Genomic DNA, 16,303 nt, shown 5'->3' on the forward strand with positions numbered 1-16,303 from the left:
GTTCTGGGAGAGTAGAACGTTGCCAAGCATTGTTCCCTGATAGCTCAGTTGGTAGAGCACTCGACTGTTAATCGAGTTGTCACAGGTTCGAGTCCTGTTCGGGGAGCCATTTATTTTTCAAAAACCAGGCCTTTTTATGGAGAGGTGTCCGAGCTGGCCGAAGGAGCACGATTGGAAATCGTGTAGGCGTCACAAGCGTCTCGAGGGTTCGAATCCCTCTCTCTCCGCCATAAGAGCTTTCATTGTAGAAGTGCCTGTTTACGAGGCCCGTTGGTCAAGTGGTTAAGACACCTCCCTTTCACGGAGGTAACAGGGGTTCGAGTCCCCTACGGGTCACCATTTATTCTTAATCCCATGGAGGCTTAGCTCAGCTGGGAGAGCATCTGCCTTACAAGCAGAGGGTCGGCGGTTCGATCCCGTCAGCCTCCACCATATTATGTTTAAATAGTAACGTCGCGGGGTGGAGCAGCCCGGTAGCTCGTCGGGCTCATAACCCGAAGGCCGCAGGTTCAAATCCTGCCCCCGCAACCAACCTCTTACCAAGAGGAGTATTACATAGTGTGGAGCTGTGGTGTAGTGGCCTAACATGCCTGCCTGTCACGCAGGAGACCGCGGGTTCGAATCCCGTCAGCTCCGCCATTTTTTTATTACTAGACATGAGTCATTAGCTCAGTTGGTAGAGCACCTGACTTTTAATCAGGGTGTCGTAGGTTCGAATCCTACATGACTCACCATTTTGCCTTATTTACAGCATGCGCGTATGGCGGAATTGGCAGACGCACTAGACTTAGGATCTAGCGGGCGACCGTGGGGGTTCAAGTCCCTCTACGCGCATCCAAACAAACAAAAAGAGCTTTCTTTTATCCTTTTAACGAGGATTGAAGAAAGCTCTTTTTTCGTACAATCCCGTCAAATTTTTGGTTGACATTGATTATTATTATCACTAATATCAAGAGTAGTGATAGACGCGAAATGGCGGGAGGAGATCGCATTTGAAAACGATTAAATACTGCTGCAGAAATGAGAAATTCGGATCCAAACAAATATATAAATCCATAAAGAATGAATTTCCCGATTTGAAGCAGAAGAAGAAAGACTGCCTTGGCAATTGCAGACATTGCAAGAAAGAGTGTATTGCGATGATCGGGAAGAAGAAACTGCTTTGCGCGGAATCACCAGATCATTTGTATGCTCAATTAAAGGAAATCATCTCGGCATCTAAAGCCAAAAGTGTGACGGCTTGAACATAGATCTATTAAAATTATTACTTCCGTTTGTATTTCTATGCACAATTCTGGTAATCTTGTATGTATGGGGAATACGCAAGAGATAACCATACAGAAAGGTGTGTGCACAGATGTTAAACGATACACTAACAGAAGCGCTAAACGAACAGATGAATTATGAGTTTTACTCCGCGCATGTCTACTTGGCTATTGCTGGTTATTGCGCTGCGGAAAGCTTGGATGGGTTTTCGAACTTTTTTAAAGTACAAGCAGAAGAAGAGAAATTCCATGCAATGAAAATTTTCAAATTTATTAATGACCGTGGGAAAAAGGTCAGCTTTGCTGGCATGAATACACCGGTGAACCAGTATGAATCGATTTTGGATGCATTTGAGCATGCGTATCTGCATGAGCAAGAAGTAACGAAACGTATCTATCACCTGTCTGACTTAGCGTTGAACGATCGAGAGCATGCGACGATGCAGTTCTTGAAATGGTTCATTGATGAGCAGGTAGAGGAAGAAGCGATGTTCGACAGCATTATTAATAAATTGAAACGCATTGATAAAGATAGCAATGCCTTCTATATGTTGGATGCCGAATTTGCACAACGCTCGTTTACCCCACCAGCTACGGAATAATTACATATCCTTTTCAAGAGACAAAAACTTACCTGTTTCGCATATTGTTGCGAGAGGTAAGTTTTTTCTGTTTGTTGACATAGAGGTGTCAGGGTTTATTAAGTATACTAAAAGAAAAAGAGAGGAAGTTCATTCATCATGGATAAATTAGATTTAGCCAAAACCTATAAAACGTACTATACGGCTCCGACCAAGCCTCAAGTTGTTGAATTTGAACCTATTTCTTATGTCACGATCGTAGGGAAAGGGGACCCCAATGGTAGGACCTTCGCTAGCGCAACAGAAGCTCTGTATACGGTCGCTTATGGTGTTAAGGGCTATTGTAAGAAGGCTGAGCAAGATTTTACTGTACCGAAGTTAGAAGGGCAGTGGTGGGTGGATGGCGATCCAAGAACTGCGTTAGAGGTGCCCAGAGAGGAGTGGCACTGGAAGCTGTTGATTCGGATGCCTGTGTTTGTAACGGCGGAGCTCGTGGAAGAAGCACGCAATGGTGCATTAGTGAAGAAGAAGGAGCTTAAGGTTATTGCCGATGTAAGGCATGAAACTATACATGAGGGACTCTGTGTCCAGATGCTGCACGTGGGCCCGTATGCGACAGAACCAGAAACACTGGCACAGATGGAGCATTTCATTTCACAAGAGCAGCTCAGCTACCGTGGACTCCATCATGAGATTTACTTATCAGATCCGAGGAAGATTGATCCTGCCAAAATGAAAACGATATTACGGTATCCAGTTCAAGCGATAGAAGTGGTGAAGGGGTGATTTTTGCTGTAAAATAGAAGATAATGTCGAGAATGATGGGAGTGAGTGCGGATGCGCATACGTAAAATGGCTGCAAATGGACAAGCAGTGGTTGTCCTCGTGATCTTGTTAGGTTTGCTGTATCCGGCACCTGCCGCCCACGCTTCTTGGTTAGATCGGATCAAAGATATATATCAATTACCAAGCAATGTAGAGCAGATTCAGAAGGATTACGACGCTACGAAGCAGCAATTAGAAGAACAGAAGGACAAGCTATCGGAGGCTGTCAGGCAGTCTCAAGAAATTGAACAACGACTTTTGAGCCAGAATGAGGCGCTTAAGAAGGATAACGAGCAATTGCAGGATCGCTTGAAGGCTATGGAACAAGTTGCTTTAGACAAAGATAAGCGTAATCGTAAAATTACCTACATGATCATTACGGCAGCGGCATTAGTAGTAGGATATTTCTTGCTTGGACGTGTGTTTCGTTTCTTCGTATGGCAGAGAAGGAAGCGTGGGATGCGTTAGCAGGAGCGGCAAGGGGGTTGTATGATTTGGAGATTATCTATGAAAATGCAAGCTCACAAGCCAGGATGGCTACGCTGCAGCTTCTTAAGGGAGAGGCCGTGCATGTTCTGCACCCGAACCAAATTGTTGCCTTTCAGGGGAGGCCAGAGCAGCGTGAGGATGCACTGATGAAGCTTCCCAGCATGTATAGGAAGAAGCGGTTGATCCAATCACGCATACTCGGTCCTGGGCGTGTGCTCATGGGCTTGCCAGAAGCGTATAGTTTGGCTGTCGTCCCTTTGGAAGCAGAAGACGATCTATTGTTTGAATTTCGTCATGTGCTGTTCTATACGGAAGGTGTGACGTTTACAACGCATTTACAGAGTATGAAGAACACGTTGATCACGCAAGATTTAGTTAAAATGCAGTTTCACGGCCCTGGTAATCTAGGTTTGCTAACAGCTGGCCCTATCCATCACATGGCCCTAGATCCTGTGGAGCCCTTGTATGTTGATGTCCATTGCCTTGTTGCCTACCCGCGGCAGGCTAAGCTGCGCCTCTGTGTATACGGCAACACGCTGGCGAGCCAACATATGAATTATCACTGGGAGATAACGGGGCAGGGTCACGTACTCATGCAGCCTTGTAAGCCTGATCCCAAATTAGATGAGCATATGAAATCGGATAGTTTGCTGCGTCGCATAGCACGGGAAGTACTGCCCTTTGGCGGCGTTTTCATAAAATAATAAAAAAAATTGAAAAATAGTTGCATTTGTTTTGAATACCTGATATATTATTCCTTGTCGCCTCAGAGAAACACTTGTTGAGCGAAAGAGAAATAATACCGTGCGGAAGTGGCTCAGCGGTAGAGCATCGCCTTGCCAAGGCGAGGGTCGCGGGTTCGATCCCCGTCTTCCGCTCCAATATTTTGCGCCCTTAGCTCAGCTGGATAGAGTATTTGACTACGAATCAAAAGGTCGGGAGTTCGAATCTCTCAGGGCGCGCCATTTATACTTTATTCACACTTCGGGACGTAGCTCAGCTTGGTAGAGCACCTGCTTTGGGAGCAGGGGGTCGCATGTTCAAATCGTGTCGTCCCGACCACTTCGTTATTTTTAATATGCGGGCGTAGTTTAATGGTAGAACTTCAGCCTTCCAAGCTGATCGCGCGGGTTCGATTCCCGCCGCCCGCTTACGAGCAAGAGAAAAGGCCACCTTCGGGTGGTCCTTTTTTGTTTATATTTGGGTTCGCAGGAGTTCACATAGTAGCGAAGGATGAACTAATCATCAAATTTCCGATAGTCATACTCGTATATCTAGGTTAAAATGGGAAAAACATGCAAAGGGGACTTACCGAAATGAACGCAATTGAAAATCGTATTCAAGGGCTACATAATTATCATTCGGAGTTAACAGCGCCCACTGATCTGGCTGCATTCTGGGAGCGCGCTTACGCGGAAGCTACAGAAGGAGCATCGTATACAAGAGAGTCGGTGCCATCAAATTTTGTACAAGCAGAAGTGAATAAGATCGTTTTGAGGGGTGCTGCGGAAACACCGATTCATGCTTGGTTGTTACTGCCTGCAGAGTACAAGTCTAAGAAGGTGCCTTGTATTGTTACATTCCCGGGCTATACAGGTTCCAAGGGAAGACCAGAGGATCATGCAGCTTGGCTGCTTATGGGGTATGCGGTACTTGCGGTTGATGTACGCGGGCAAGGCGGCGAGAGTGGTAACCTGCTGCCGCAGGAGACCGGCATGACGAAGGGATGGATTACACAGGGGATTCTCGATGCGGAGACGAGCTATTATCGAGCGGTTGCGATCGATTCCATGCGTGCTGTGCAATGTGCGTTAGAGCAGCCAGAGATCGACAGTGAGCGAGTATTCGTAAACGGTGGAAGCCAAGGCGGAGGGATTGCCTTACTCGTTACTGCACTTGAGAAGCGCATTCGGGCAACCATTGCCCATGTACCGAATCATTGTCACATGGATCTAGGCTTGTTGAATTCGGTTAGTTCACTCAGCGAAGCGGCTGATCTAGTTACCCGGTTCCCAGAATATCTGCCTAAAGTACTGAAAACGATTTCTTATTTCGATATCATGAACCTAGGCGATCGTATTGGGCAGCCTGTTCACATTTCCGTAGGATTGAAGGATACGTGTTGCTTACCAGAAGCGATATTCGCTGCCTATAACCGAATTGAATCCCCAAACAAATCGATTAAAGTGTATCCCTTCATGGGGCATGCGACACCTCCTGGTTCCCATGCAGCGGCACATACCTTTTTCTCAAAATGGTAAGGACTAAAACAAGTGTCGAGTAAAGATGACGATCCCCCTACCTTATTGGAAAGTAAGAAGCTGCACAGTTGGATAACCTATAGCTAACTTGAAGGGAGGTGGGGACGGATGGTCAATGAGGAGTCGTTTGAAGAGATATTTGAGCTGATGAAAGTCGCTTTTCCAGAAACGGAAATAAGAACGTATGAGGGTCAGCGGGCGCTTTTACCTCATCCTAGTTACAGGATCGATGCAGAGAGAGATGACCAGGGGCAATTGCTCGGTTTTTTGGCTAGTTGGAACTTTAGCACGTTTCGATTTGTAGAACATATTGCTGTCAATGTTGCCATAAGAGGTGGCGGGATTGGCAAGCGAATGCTGATGAAGTACATGAGCAGTGCAAGCACGCCTATGGTACTTGAAGTCGAGCCTCCAACTACCATAGATGCGACGCGGAGAATTGAATTCTATAAGCGCTGTGGTTTTCAATTGAACCGATTTCCCTATGCACAGCCTCCACTGCGAGAAGGACAAGCGATGCTTCCTCTCCATATCATGAGTTATCCGAATCCTTTGACTGAAAGTGAGTTTAATCCCATTAAGGAAGTCCTGTTTACAGAGGTATACAGGCAGCCAGTGGGCTTGGTCTGAGGTCATTTTGCAGACAGTTACTCTGAAAAGAGTAGCTGTTTTTTTGCGATTTTCACCCGAAAAGGAAATAATTACCGCCGTGTAAAAGTTGTCAAGCCAAAACGAACTGTGCTAGTCTAACATAGACAAAAAATGCCGAATCTCGGAGCATCGAAAGCTCCGGTACGGGGGACTTCTTTATTTGGGGTGAATGAATGCTCAGTTAGTCTAGTTTTAGGCTAATGGGGCTTACTAGGGAAAACCTCTTCCCGAACCCGTCAACTAACCTCGGAGGCTTCAAGGAGGCACAACGTTTTGAAACTTTTTACCAAAAGCTTTATTTGTTCATGCGCTATTGTAGGCGCAGCCATTTCGCTATTCGCCGCGCCATCCGCGCATGCGGCAACGGACTCTTCTTCGGTGAAGGTTCAAGTCAACGATGACTTGGTGCAGTTCCCAGAGGTACAGCCTTTTATTGATAAGGCCGGTACACTCCAAGTGCCACTTCGCGTGTTGTCGGAGAAGTTAGGTTATCAAGTGGGTTGGGCGAAGCAAGGCGATGAAGTTGTCGTCACACTCATGAACAAAGAGCAATCCATTCAACTTACTACTGACGAAGAGAAAGCGATCGTGAACAGTAAGTTAGTTGAACTAGAGAGCAGTCCTACCTTGCTTGAGGGAAGTACCTATGTTCCGCTACGTTTCATCACAGAGACGTTTGGCTCTGAGATTGCGTGGAATGATGCGAATAAAATCGCTATCGTCGAACAAGACGGTAAAACTCATAAGCCAGCATGGATTGCACCCCCACCCGCAGCCCTAGCAGCTCCAGTGGCCAAGGTCGTTCAGTCATCCGTTTCAGCTCAAATTATACAAGCTGCAACGACTTTTAAGGGGACGCCTTATCGATGGGGAGGAACGACACCCAAGGGCTTCGATTGCTCAGGATTCGTTCGTTATGTATACGAGGCCAAAGGCATTGAGCTGCCACGCACCTCCGTGCAAATGTACGATCAAGCAGGGACAAGAGTGACGGATTTGAAAGCGGGAGACCTTGTTTTCTTTGCTTCAGGTATCGTCAATCATGTGGGCATTTACATCGGAAATAATCAATTCATTTCCTCAACAACGTCCGTTGGTGTGACGGTTGATAGTCTCGCTAGCTCCTATTGGGGCTCAAGATATGTAGGTGCAAAGCGCGTACTATAAGACAGTTACTCAATATGGTATATGCAGGGTGAATAAGAGCGTATGTTCGCTGTGTCTTTCGCAAATGAAAGCATAGCGGCGGATGCTCTTTTTTTTGCGCGAAAATCTGCGATTTTTATCGAAATTTTGAGGATTATAGCCTATAATGAGAAAATGGTTGGAAGAAAGTAGGTGACGCGTACGACATGCAAGTTAGTGTCTGGAAAAGCTGGTTTCATAAAATTAAAATGTCGGGTCGAACAGATCGCATGTACAACGTGGAAACAGGTCCTGCCATTCCGGAAGACATTCGGGTCGTGATTAAGCAATTTTTTCATACGTATAACCATTTCAAAGGGGCAAGGCAATTCCAAACGGATACTTTTATTAAAGAAGTATTCTATGCAACGAAACAAGATCCGAAGGATCACCGCTCGATAGATGAGATGGAGAATTATATCCAGAGCAAGAACGTCAACCGTTTACGACTGAAATCGTATGTGATTGATGAATATCTGCGAATTGGTGAAAAGGTATGTATGATTGGTGTGACGCGGGAATTTAGCAATGCGCATCGAAATCGTGTCCTTTATTTTATCGTACAGGAAGAAGGCGCTTGGCGGTTTCATCATATCGTGAGATCACATCATGGGAAAATTATCGAGAAGTTTCAGGTGAAAGAACAGGTTGGATTTGTAGTTGGGGATGATAAGGTAGCGTTGCTCTTTCTGACACATGCAGATTCAGCGGATGCTTCCACGTTTATGTTGGGGGATTATGTACATACGGAAGGCTATTTGGAAGTGGAACAAGAGGTAAGCGGTCAGCTCTATTATCGGATTGTTCGGATGAATCGCGTACATTAAGAAGGTATAAGTCAGGATACAAGCGGCATGAATAGGCTTTGCTCTGTCGAGTAACGCTTATTTGGTGTGCGTGCAGATGGCGATAGGTAAGTGGACAGGGCGTATCTCCTTATGAAACAATAGAACTAACATTTTATCAGGATAAAATAAAGTGCAACATGTTTGGAAGGGAGGCAAAGATGGAGAAAGAACCGTTGGAGCTGCAAGCGCAGTTTTGGAAAAAGGTTAATGGTGAACAGTTAGGGCAGCTGTTGCAACAGATCGCATTGAACACAGAGTTGAAGCCAAGTGAGTTGGCTTTTGTGTGTATCGGGACCGATCGTTCAACTGGGGATTCACTAGGTCCACTCGTTGGCAGCAAGCTTGAAGAGCTAGGCTATCCGCATGTTATTGGTACGTTAGCGGCACCGTGTGATGCCAGTAACTTGGCAATTCGCTTGCAGGAAGTTCCACCGAATGTCGTGGTGATTGCGATAGATGCTTGTTTGGGACAAAAATTAAGTGTAGGTTTATACCAGTTATCGAACCAGCCGTTGGCACCCGGGAAATCAGTCGGTAAAGTGCTGCCGCCTATTGGTGATTATACGATTGCGGCGATCGTCAATGTTGATGGACCAAGACAGTACAATGTGCTGCAAACGACTTCGTTATATCATGTATTGCGAATGGCAGATGAAGTTGTTCGTGCAATCACCTATGCAATTCCTTTGTAGCTGAGGGGCAGCAAAGAGGAGAAAGATCGGAGTGATATGTGAGTGATAGGACCAGGAGGGCCAGGGGGAATGGGGCGGCTGTCCGACCGGAATCGTCCCAAGGCCAAGTTGAAGGATGTATCGATACGAAGGATTTTGTTATTGTTCAAAAGCTATTGGGGACAAATCATGGTGATTATTGGTTTGGCGCTGCTTGCGGCAGTGATTGGGCTTATTCCACCACTCGTTATGAAAGAAATTATTGATACGGCAATCCCGCAGGGGCGTGTAAAGCTGCTGTCCGTTATGGCGCTGCTGATGATTCTGCTGCCCGTGCTTAGCGGTGTGCTCGGTGTTTGGCAAAACCATCTCAATACCAAAGTAACCCAAGGGGTTATTCGGGATTTAGGACAGTCCTTGTTTGTTAATTTGCAGCGGCAGTCGATGGCGTTCTTCACAGACGCGCGCTCAGGCGAAATTGTGCAGCGGATCACTGGCGATGTGCAATCGGTACAGAGTGTGGTGACATCGATTGTGGTCTCCTCCATCACGCAGATTGTTATCGTATTCACGACGATAGGCATTTTGTTTGCGCTAGATTGGAAACTTGCGATCATCTCGGTGCTCATTCTTCCGCTTTTTGTGCTGCCTGTAAAAAAGGTCTCCCAGGTAAGGAAGGTCTTGCGGCTCGAAACACAAAAAGTGCGTTCGGAAATCACCTCGCAGCTGAATGAAAATTTCGGCATTTCGGGTGCGTTGTTGACCCGGATTTTTGGCAGAGAGAAACAGCAAGAGCAAGAATTCACGAAGATGAATCAAAAGGTAATGGATCTCGAGCTGCGCCTCAATTTAGTCGGCCGTTGGTTCGGAATGGCTACGAATACGCTTGGGCCGTTAGGCACGGCCATCATCTATATCTATGGCGGCTACTCCGTTATCAACGGGGATATGACCTTAGGATCGATCGTCGCGTTTACGGCGTATTTGGGAAGATTGTATATGCCTGTAGGTACGCTGCTGAATCTGCAAGTTGAAGTCGCTACTGCGCTGGGGGTCTTCCAGCGGATCTTTGAGTATCAGGACATGGTGCCTGATGTCATGGATGCCGAGGGAGCACGTCAGTTAGGGCCTGTGGCAGGGCGTGTGAGTTATAAGCAGGTGTCTTTTGCTTATAAGTCGGGGGAACCGCGTGGTAAGGGAAGTGTGGGGGAGCTAGAAGTAGGGAAGCGTAGGAAGCCGGCTGAAGTTGGCGAGCAGGGTAGAGCGGAAGAATTCGCAGTCGGGCTCAGCGAGAAAGTGGAGGAGAGAAGAGCAGAGCAGAAGGGAAGATTGGAAGAGCGAAGTGCAGAGATGAGAGGAAGGGCCGTGGAGCTGGGCGGAGTTGGCGAGAGAGGGAAGTCGGTGCAGTATGCACTGCGCGACGTCACCTTTGAGGCGCAGCCTGGTGAGATGGTCGCGCTCGTGGGACCAAGCGGCGCTGGGAAGTCGACGCTGATCGGAATGATCGCGCGGCTGTACGACCCGACAGCCGGCGTTGTCGAGGTCGACGGCGTCAACGTCCGCGACGTGGGGTTAGCGTCGCTGCGCGCGCAGATCGCGTATGTGACGCAGGAGTCTTTTCTGTTCCACGCGACGATTGGCGACAACCTGCGCTTTGCGCGGGAGGACGCTACGCGTGAAGAGATGGAGGCCGCTTGTCGGCAGGCCTACATCCACGATTTCATCGTGTCGCTGCCCGAGGGGTACGACACGATGGTCGGAGAGCGCGGCCACCGGCTCTCCGGTGGTGAGCGTCAGCGGATCGCGATTGCTCGCGCGATCCTGAAGCGCCCGCGCATCCTCATCCTCGATGAGGCGACGTCGCACTTGGACTCGGAATCCGAGTCCTATGTGCAGGCGGCGCTCGAGGAGCTGATGCAAGGGCGCACGACGCTCGTGATCGCGCACCGGCTCTCCACGGTGCTGGCCGCCGATCACATTCTGGTGATCGAAGCGGGCAGTGTCGTGGAGCGGGGCACGCATAGCGAGCTGCTCGCACTGGAAGGGCTGTACGCACGGCTGTACAGCACGCAGTTCGCCAAAGCTGCCGAGGAGGCAGCGAAAGGCGGCATAGCGTAGCCGCGCAAACGCAAGGAATAAGGCCCAAAAGGGGCCTTATCCCAGGGCAAACCACGCGCGGCGTGGCAGATAGCGCCCCAAAAGGGCGCTAAAACCGAGCGTCGCCCGCCGAACGGGCGGAAACGCAAGGAATAAGGCCCAAAAGGGGCCTTATTCCAGGGCAAGCACGCGCGGCGCGGCGAATAGCGCCCCAAAAGGGGCCTTATTCCAGGGCAAGCACGCGCGGCGCGGCAAATAGCGCCCCAAAAGGGCGCTAAAACCGAGCATCGCCCGCCGAACGGGCGCAAACGCAAGAAAGGGATATTCCACCAGGTCAATGGACCAGAGGGAATATCCCTTTTTTGCTACTCCACCCGAACGTTCACCTGAGGAGCGGGAGCTCCTGCGGGTTCCGCTAACACTGCGGGATCCAGTTTGGTTTCTTCACGCAGTAAGTAGCCGAAAAACAAAACGTAGTAGGACACGATGATGAAGAATACACCAGCGGTGACAGGATCCTTTGAAAACTGAGAGAGCTCAGCAGGTGTAAAAGTAGTTGTTGGACCTGTCGACAGGGCAACAGCTGCGTAGCGGTATGCAATGCGGCCTAGGAAGAGAACGAGCACGGTGACTTCAACCCAGAGATGTGTACGATAATACCAGCCATCGCTCCTATGCTCGAAGCGGGTATGGCGGATTGCTGTACGTCCAAGCAACGTACCGCCAGCAAGTCCGATCAGATAGCCGATGAAATGGATGGGGTGCACGAAGCCCAAGAGGAAAATGATGACCCCGAGGAGGCTAAATAAGGACAGACGAAAGATGAGTCTGCCACGGGAAAGCTTTTGAAAGCCAATGGTACGCTTCGTCCTTCGATAAATAAAAAAGCCAAAGATGAGAAACGGAATCACATAATGCAAAGAGTCCTGCAGGTGAAGCACCTCCAAACCTGTCGTTGTATATGTCCATATTGTAGCAAATTTGGACGGCCCATCGTGAGAAATGTTATTCCGTTTACAAAATATTGTCATACACTTAATAGTAGTTCGATAAACTTACTATTACACACTCAAAATGCAGCAAGGAGTTGACGGTAAATGGCAATGATCACTCATGTTAATGTATGTAACACAGTTAATGAAATTTACTGTTGTCTTCGTAATAAAGTCGTGAAGCTGGATGCGCAGCAAAAGGAGCAATATTGCAAAGGGTGTAAAATGTTCGCAGGTGGTGCAGCAGGCTACGACAACGGGGTTTGTTGTATATGGGAAGATTTGCGAACCGTAAGTAATCCACATGTGGTCCTAGACCCAGCCCAAGAGTTTAAACATAATCAAATTCGCCAAGTGCCGCCCGAGGGTCCGGCCTTATTTGTATATACACCCAGATGGTAAAACATATCCTATTTGATTTTGATGGGACACTTGTCGATTCGAGGGCGCTTTTAGTTAAGCTTTACAATGAAATGGCCATCCAACATCGTTTTCGCCCTATCCGCGAACAGGACTTAGGCCCTTTACGCTCGATGTCGATTTCTGAACGCGTAGATCGCTTAGGGGTGCCTGTGCTCCAAATTCCTAAGCTGATGGTGGCAGGGCGACAACTGTATCACGAAAATATTCGTTCCTTGCAGATTGTGCCTGGTATGAAAGAGGTTGTTGCAAAGCTTTCCGCGCAAGGCGTTAAGAGCTCGATTCTTTCTTCCAATTCAGAAGCAAATATTCGGCTATTTTTACGAAAGAATAAGCTGGAGGGTGCATTTAAGGAGATCATTTCAGCGAAGCATATTTTTGGCAAGCATCACTCTATTCGCAAAGTAATGAAGCAGTGGGGAACCACGCCTACGCGCATGATTTATGTTGGGGATGAAATACGAGACATTGAATCCTGTAAAAAGTTAGGTGTGCCCATCGTAGCTGTGACATGGGGATACGATTCTCCGCAGCTGCTGCACAGCGGAAAACCAGACTATATGGCCAACACGCCAGGGGAGCTATACCGCACGTTAATGAGTCTAACTTGAGGGACAACAGGATAGATAGGCAGGAGGCCGCCACAGGATGACTGGGGGGGCTTTTAATGTTGGCATCAAGTGAGAATACGTAGAATTAGCAGTTATCCGTTCTTTTCAAGTAAGATAATAGAGTAAGGCTGAGGAAACGAATGGGAGGTTTAGGATGTTATTTTATTCAATTATTCTAGTGACTACAGCTATTGATCAATTGTCTAAGTATTGGATACGCTCCGTGATGACGGTGGGTGAATCTATGCCATTTTATAAAGATATCATCTCATTTACGTATTATCAAAATAGCGGGGCAGCAGGCAGTTCACTGCAGGGATGGGCTCCTATACTCGGCGTTCTGGCCGTTCTCATTGTCGCAGGAATTTGGTGGTATCGTAAAAAAGGGGGCTTTCCAGGCCCGTTAAAACAAAGCGCTGCTGCATTTCTTGTTGGTGGAGCTATTGGTAACGGAATTGAACGTCTGCTATTCGGGAAAGTCACTGACTTCATCGTTTTTCACTCCGGAGGTGGCATTATGAATCTAGCTGATCTTGCCATTAATTTGGGTGTTGTGCTCTATATAGTGGATATGCTTTGGGAGCAGAGGGGCAAATGGAAGGGGAATCGAAAAAATCCGCAAATTTCATAGGTATTTATACCCTTTCATGTGAGGGTTGATATGGAACTTAAGAACTATTTGTGGTATCCTTCAAGAAGAAGTAAGTTATTTGGAGGGATGGTCACATGAAACCGGATCGACAACTACTTGTTGATGAGTTTTTTGCGATGATTCGAAGGTTGAACCGCACGGGTGCCGATATTATGCATGTGAGAGAATTTTTCTGGCGATCGTCTGAAATTCGCGGACTCGTTCCGCCAACTGTTGAGTTTATGACGGTTCTCAAAACTTATAATGCGGTGCTTTTTCACGAGTTTCGCAAATCATTAGTGCCCCATACAAGCATGCATATCTTAGCCAATGTACATATGGAAGCAGGCGATGCGCTGGTTAGCTTGGGGATCACAACGTTAGAAGATCTTGAATTAGCGGTTAAAGGCAGGATTTTAACCAAAACTTAACATAGTTATAAACATGCCGATGCAAAAGCCCAAGCGAAGTCGCTTGGGCTTTATGCTTGGCATTAGTCGTCTTTCTTCTGCTGAAGGGCTGCAAGCAGCTTGTCTGCGAGTGAGTTCCCAACGCCGGCAGAATCGGAGAATTGTTCGATCAGCTGGCGGTTGGCCTTGGCTGTAGCCTTGCGACCGCCGCCTCCCTTCGCATCGCCATCGATTTTCTCAACGACATTGCAGGGACGGCATTGAAAATATTTGCCTGCTTTCCCTGTGTGGATTTCCATCTTCTTATGGCACTGCGGGCATCGGTGGTTCGTTAATTGCCCGTCAGCTTCACGTTTATAGGAACATTCCCGACTGGAACAAACCAGGTAACGTCCTCTTTTGCCTTTGACTTCCTGAAGGAACTCGCCACAGTCGGGGCACTTACTGCCGGTCAAATTATGCGGTTTATACGCTGCGGAGCTGTGTTTGACTTCGTCAACAAGTTCGGCTGCTTTTTTGCGAATACCGCTGAGAAAAGCTTCCATGCTGCCTTTACCTTTGGAGATGCGTTCAAGTTCCTGTTCCCAGCGTGCCGTAAGCTCGGGTGAACGGAGCTCTTCGGAAGCTAGCTCGATGAGCTGTGTGCCCTTACCGGTAGGAATGAGCAAGGAACCTTGGCGCTCAATCGTGTCGGAGGACACGAGCTTCTCGATGATATCTGCGCGAGTCGCAGGTGTGCCGAGACCGAATTTCTCCATTTGCGATAGCAGAGAAGCTTCATTATGGCGAGAAGGCGGCTTCGTTTGGCGGCTAACTTGGCGGACGTTGCGAGCGGTAACGGTGTCTTTCTCTGAAGCCTCTGGCAATAATTGTCCAGAATCTTCTTCGGCATCATTGTCTTCGCGATCAGGATCGCTGAAATCCGTGGCACCATAGACCTCTTTCCAGCCCGCTTGTTTCACGACTTTGCCTGAAGCGTAGAGCTTCTCGCCAGCGATTTCGATGGTTAATTTCGTTTCATCGAAGCGGCAAGGACCGCTGAATAAAGCTAAGAAGCGGCGAAGAATTAGATCATAGAGTCGACGTTCATCTGCACTTAATGTTGCAAGTGAGATGGCTTCACCTGTTGGTATAATGGCATGGTGATCGCTGACTTTGGAATCGTCGACAATTCGTTTCGTGATGGTTAGCGGCTTCCGGATAAAAGGTGCAGCCAGCGCCGCATAAGGGCCAATAGCAGCACCTTTCAAACGGCCGAGCAAGGTCGGTACCATGTCCGAGGTCAAATAGCGCGAATCCGTTCGCGGGTAAGTGACCAACTTGTATTGCTCGTAAAGCCGTTGTAGAACATTGGACGTCTGTTTAGCGGAGAAGCCAAATTTGCGGTTCGCGTCGCGCTGCAGCTCCGTTAAATCATAAGCCAGCGGATGCGGGATCTGCTTCTCGGTTTTATTGACCTGCACGATACGGCCGTTCTGGCCTTGCAGCTTGGTTTTCAAGCTATCGGCGCGCTCGCGGTCCCATATGCGCGAGTCGCCGGTCTTCGGGTCCCGCCACTGGGCGCGGAAGGACCCGAGTTCGGCTTCGATCAACCAGTAGTCGACGGACCGGAAATCGCGGATTTCCGCCTCACGGTTGATCATCATGGCCAGAGTGGGCGTCTGCACGCGCCCAGCGGATAACGACGCGCCGAACTTGCTGGTCAGCGCGCGGGTTACGTTGAGGCCGATCAGCCAATCGGCCTCGGAACGGCAGACGGCTGCTTGATACAGCCGGTTATAGTCGGTGCCAGGCTTCAGCTGCGCGAAGCCTTCGCGGATGGCCTGATCCGTCTGCGACGAGATCCAAAGCCGTTTGAACGGCTTCTTCCAGCGGATCAGCTCCATAATCCAGCGCGCGACAAGTTCGCCTTCGCGCCCCGCATCGGTTGCGATGACCAGCTCCGACAGGTCACCTCGACGGCTGAGATGCTCGATGGCACGAAACTGCTGCGAAGTTTCCTTCATGACTTTGAGCTTCATTTTGCCAGGGATAATGGGCAGATTTTCAAGGTTCCACGTCTTGTACTTGGGATCGTAATCATCAGGCTCAGCGAGCGTAACGAGATGACCGAGTGCCCAGGTGACAACATATTTAGGGCCCTCGAAATGATGTTTCTGCTTCTGATTACAGCCCAGCACGCGAGCAATTTCTTTGGCTACACTTGGTTTTTCGGTCAGTACAAGAATTTTCATAGGGTAAATTACCTCTTTTCTACATACAAAATAGCATAAGCGATAGAGAAGTACTTTTCAAACGAGAGTACTTTCTAAGTATTCATACAATTACACTGGGAATTAGTGAAATTTGTCTGTTTTTGTCCTCAT

17 protein-coding genes, 12 tRNA genes and 1 riboswitch are annotated in these 16,303 nt (G+C 48.3%); of the genes, 27 read left to right on the plus strand and 2 right to left on the minus strand.

Annotated elements, in window-relative coordinates:
- Nucleotides 1-33 precede the first annotated feature (33 nt).
- The 23 genes from AC58QT_RS28095 to AC58QT_RS28205 all read left to right on the plus strand — a co-directional run bounded on the left by AC58QT_RS28095 (nt 34) and on the right by AC58QT_RS28205 (nt 10,894).
- Nucleotides 34-109: transfer RNA gene (locus tag AC58QT_RS28095), tRNA-Asn, on the plus strand.
- A 29-nt stretch (nt 110-138) separates the two neighbouring features.
- Nucleotides 139-230 (plus strand) — tRNA-Ser (locus AC58QT_RS28100).
- 34 nt (nt 231-264) lie between these two features.
- Nucleotides 265-339 (plus strand) — tRNA-Glu (locus tag AC58QT_RS28105).
- A gap of 17 nt (nt 340-356) precedes the next feature.
- A tRNA-Val gene (locus tag AC58QT_RS28110) sits at nt 357-432 on the plus strand.
- A gap of 22 nt (nt 433-454) precedes the next feature.
- A tRNA-Met gene (locus AC58QT_RS28115) sits at nt 455-531 on the plus strand.
- Nucleotides 532-562: 31 nt separating this feature from the next.
- A tRNA-Asp gene (locus AC58QT_RS28120) sits at nt 563-639 on the plus strand.
- A 19-nt stretch (nt 640-658) separates the two neighbouring features.
- Nucleotides 659-734, plus strand: a tRNA-Lys gene (locus AC58QT_RS28125).
- Nucleotides 735-754: 20 nt separating this feature from the next.
- A tRNA-Leu gene (locus AC58QT_RS28130) sits at nt 755-834 on the plus strand.
- Nucleotides 835-992: 158 nt separating this feature from the next.
- Nucleotides 993-1,244, plus strand: a complete 252-nt coding sequence (locus tag AC58QT_RS28135) for a DUF1450 domain-containing protein (protein ID WP_173114693.1) — start codon at nt 993-995, stop codon at nt 1,242-1,244.
- Between the two features lie 113 nt (nt 1,245-1,357).
- Complete coding sequence (locus AC58QT_RS28140) at nt 1,358-1,867, plus strand: ferritin (RefSeq protein ID WP_497411879.1); 510 nt, start codon at nt 1,358-1,360, stop codon at nt 1,865-1,867.
- Between the two features lie 138 nt (nt 1,868-2,005).
- Complete coding sequence (locus AC58QT_RS28145; protein ID WP_497411880.1) at nt 2,006-2,632, plus strand: GyrI-like domain-containing protein; 627 nt, start codon at nt 2,006-2,008, stop codon at nt 2,630-2,632.
- Nucleotides 2,633-2,683: 51 nt separating this feature from the next.
- Nucleotides 2,684-3,139: an SH3 domain-containing protein gene (locus tag AC58QT_RS28150; RefSeq protein WP_497411881.1), complete on the plus strand. Its 456-nt coding sequence runs from the start codon at nt 2,684-2,686 to the stop codon at nt 3,137-3,139.
- On the plus strand, nt 3,109-3,864 hold the full coding sequence (locus AC58QT_RS28155; protein ID WP_497411882.1) for an AIM24 family protein: 756 nt from the start codon (nt 3,109-3,111) through the stop codon (nt 3,862-3,864). The genes AC58QT_RS28150 and AC58QT_RS28155 overlap by 31 nt, the downstream gene beginning before the upstream one ends.
- Nucleotides 3,865-3,966: 102 nt before the next feature.
- Nucleotides 3,967-4,041: transfer RNA gene (locus AC58QT_RS28160), tRNA-Gly, on the plus strand.
- Nucleotides 4,042-4,048: 7 nt separating this feature from the next.
- A tRNA-Arg gene (locus AC58QT_RS28165) sits at nt 4,049-4,125 on the plus strand.
- Between the two features lie 20 nt (nt 4,126-4,145).
- Nucleotides 4,146-4,222 (plus strand) — tRNA-Pro (locus AC58QT_RS28170).
- Nucleotides 4,223-4,240: 18 nt separating this feature from the next.
- Nucleotides 4,241-4,311 (plus strand) — tRNA-Gly (locus tag AC58QT_RS28175).
- A 165-nt stretch (nt 4,312-4,476) separates the two neighbouring features.
- Nucleotides 4,477-5,421, plus strand: a complete 945-nt coding sequence (locus tag AC58QT_RS28180) for an acetylxylan esterase (protein WP_497411883.1) — start codon at nt 4,477-4,479, stop codon at nt 5,419-5,421.
- A 108-nt stretch (nt 5,422-5,529) separates the two neighbouring features.
- Nucleotides 5,530-6,051, plus strand: a complete 522-nt coding sequence (locus AC58QT_RS28185; protein ID WP_497411884.1) for a GNAT family N-acetyltransferase — start codon at nt 5,530-5,532, stop codon at nt 6,049-6,051.
- 123 nt (nt 6,052-6,174) lie between these two features.
- Nucleotides 6,175-6,342: riboswitch (cyclic di-AMP (ydaO/yuaA leader) on the plus strand.
- A gap of 3 nt (nt 6,343-6,345) precedes the next feature.
- Complete coding sequence (locus tag AC58QT_RS28190) at nt 6,346-7,239, plus strand: C40 family peptidase (RefSeq protein ID WP_497411885.1); 894 nt, start codon at nt 6,346-6,348, stop codon at nt 7,237-7,239.
- 185 nt (nt 7,240-7,424) lie between these two features.
- Nucleotides 7,425-8,084 carry a hypothetical protein gene (locus AC58QT_RS28195; RefSeq protein WP_497285272.1) on the plus strand — a complete coding sequence of 220 codons (660 nt, stop codon included), beginning with the start codon at nt 7,425-7,427 and terminating at the stop codon, nt 8,082-8,084.
- Between the two features lie 179 nt (nt 8,085-8,263).
- Nucleotides 8,264-8,797, plus strand: coding sequence for a spore protease YyaC (yyaC, locus tag AC58QT_RS28200; RefSeq protein WP_497411886.1), 534 nt, complete (start codon nt 8,264-8,266; stop codon nt 8,795-8,797).
- Nucleotides 8,798-8,866: 69 nt separating this feature from the next.
- Nucleotides 8,867-10,894, plus strand: a complete 2,028-nt coding sequence (locus tag AC58QT_RS28205) for an ABC transporter ATP-binding protein (RefSeq protein WP_497411887.1) — start codon at nt 8,867-8,869, stop codon at nt 10,892-10,894.
- 344 nt (nt 10,895-11,238) lie between these two features.
- On the opposite strand, the gene AC58QT_RS28210 is transcribed toward AC58QT_RS28205, so the two are convergent.
- Nucleotides 11,239-11,904 carry a CcdC protein domain-containing protein gene (locus AC58QT_RS28210; protein WP_497411888.1) on the minus strand — a complete coding sequence of 222 codons (666 nt, stop codon included), beginning with the start codon at nt 11,902-11,904 and terminating at the stop codon, nt 11,239-11,241.
- A 66-nt stretch (nt 11,905-11,970) separates the two neighbouring features.
- Here AC58QT_RS28210 and AC58QT_RS28215 point away from each other — a divergent pair, with 66 nt between their 5' ends.
- From AC58QT_RS28215 to AC58QT_RS28230, 4 genes are all read left to right on the plus strand, one after another.
- A complete protein-coding gene (locus AC58QT_RS28215) occupies nt 11,971-12,267 on the plus strand; it encodes a hypothetical protein (RefSeq protein ID WP_497411889.1) in 297 nt (98 codons plus the stop codon).
- Nucleotides 12,261-12,896 carry an HAD-IA family hydrolase gene (locus AC58QT_RS28220; protein WP_497411890.1) on the plus strand — a complete coding sequence of 212 codons (636 nt, stop codon included), beginning with the start codon at nt 12,261-12,263 and terminating at the stop codon, nt 12,894-12,896. Before AC58QT_RS28215 ends, AC58QT_RS28220 begins: the two co-directional genes overlap by 7 nt.
- Nucleotides 12,897-13,050: 154 nt before the next feature.
- The gene (gene lspA, locus AC58QT_RS28225; RefSeq protein WP_497411891.1) at nt 13,051-13,527 is read left to right on the plus strand and encodes a signal peptidase II; all 477 of its coding nucleotides are present in this window, start codon (nt 13,051-13,053) and stop codon (nt 13,525-13,527) included.
- Between the two features lie 95 nt (nt 13,528-13,622).
- The gene (locus AC58QT_RS28230) at nt 13,623-13,958 is read left to right on the plus strand and encodes a hypothetical protein (RefSeq protein ID WP_497411892.1); all 336 of its coding nucleotides are present in this window, start codon (nt 13,623-13,625) and stop codon (nt 13,956-13,958) included.
- 62 nt (nt 13,959-14,020) lie between these two features.
- Here the strand turns inward: AC58QT_RS28230 and AC58QT_RS28235 are convergent, their stop codons facing one another.
- Nucleotides 14,021-16,171, minus strand: a complete 2,151-nt coding sequence (locus tag AC58QT_RS28235) for a DNA topoisomerase III (protein WP_497411893.1) — start codon at nt 16,169-16,171, stop codon at nt 14,021-14,023.
- Nucleotides 16,172-16,303: the final 132 nt, after the last annotated feature.

It is taken from the genome of Paenibacillus sp. J31R109 (genome assembly GCF_059692055.1).

Bases quoted from the DNA above. Each gene is read 5' to 3' on its own strand.
- AC58QT_RS28230 (WP_497411892.1), top strand. From the start codon at position 13,623: ATGAAACCGGATCGACAACTACTTGTTGATGAGTTTTTTGCGATGATT.
- AC58QT_RS28205 (WP_497411887.1), top strand. From the start codon at position 8,867: ATGGGGCGGCTGTCCGACCGGAATCGTCCCAAGGCCAAGTTGAAGGAT.
- AC58QT_RS28140 (WP_497411879.1), top strand. From the start codon at position 1,358: ATGTTAAACGATACACTAACAGAAGCGCTAAACGAACAGATGAATTAT.
- AC58QT_RS28195 (WP_497285272.1), top strand. From the start codon at position 7,425: ATGCAAGTTAGTGTCTGGAAAAGCTGGTTTCATAAAATTAAAATGTCG.
- AC58QT_RS28210 (WP_497411888.1), bottom strand. From the start codon at position 11,904: ATGACAATATTTTGTAAACGGAATAACATTTCTCACGATGGGCCGTCC.
- AC58QT_RS28215 (WP_497411889.1), top strand. From the start codon at position 11,971: ATGGCAATGATCACTCATGTTAATGTATGTAACACAGTTAATGAAATT.
- yyaC (WP_497411886.1), top strand. From the start codon at position 8,264: ATGGAGAAAGAACCGTTGGAGCTGCAAGCGCAGTTTTGGAAAAAGGTT.
- AC58QT_RS28145 (WP_497411880.1), top strand. From the start codon at position 2,006: ATGGATAAATTAGATTTAGCCAAAACCTATAAAACGTACTATACGGCT.
- lspA (WP_497411891.1), top strand. From the start codon at position 13,051: ATGTTATTTTATTCAATTATTCTAGTGACTACAGCTATTGATCAATTG.
- AC58QT_RS28185 (WP_497411884.1), top strand. From the start codon at position 5,530: ATGGTCAATGAGGAGTCGTTTGAAGAGATATTTGAGCTGATGAAAGTC.
- AC58QT_RS28150 (WP_497411881.1), top strand. From the start codon at position 2,684: ATGCGCATACGTAAAATGGCTGCAAATGGACAAGCAGTGGTTGTCCTC.
- AC58QT_RS28235 (WP_497411893.1), bottom strand. From the start codon at position 16,171: ATGAAAATTCTTGTACTGACCGAAAAACCAAGTGTAGCCAAAGAAATT.
- AC58QT_RS28155 (WP_497411882.1), top strand. From the start codon at position 3,109: ATGGCAGAGAAGGAAGCGTGGGATGCGTTAGCAGGAGCGGCAAGGGGG.
- AC58QT_RS28220 (WP_497411890.1), top strand. From the start codon at position 12,261: ATGGTAAAACATATCCTATTTGATTTTGATGGGACACTTGTCGATTCG.
- AC58QT_RS28180 (WP_497411883.1), top strand. From the start codon at position 4,477: ATGAACGCAATTGAAAATCGTATTCAAGGGCTACATAATTATCATTCG.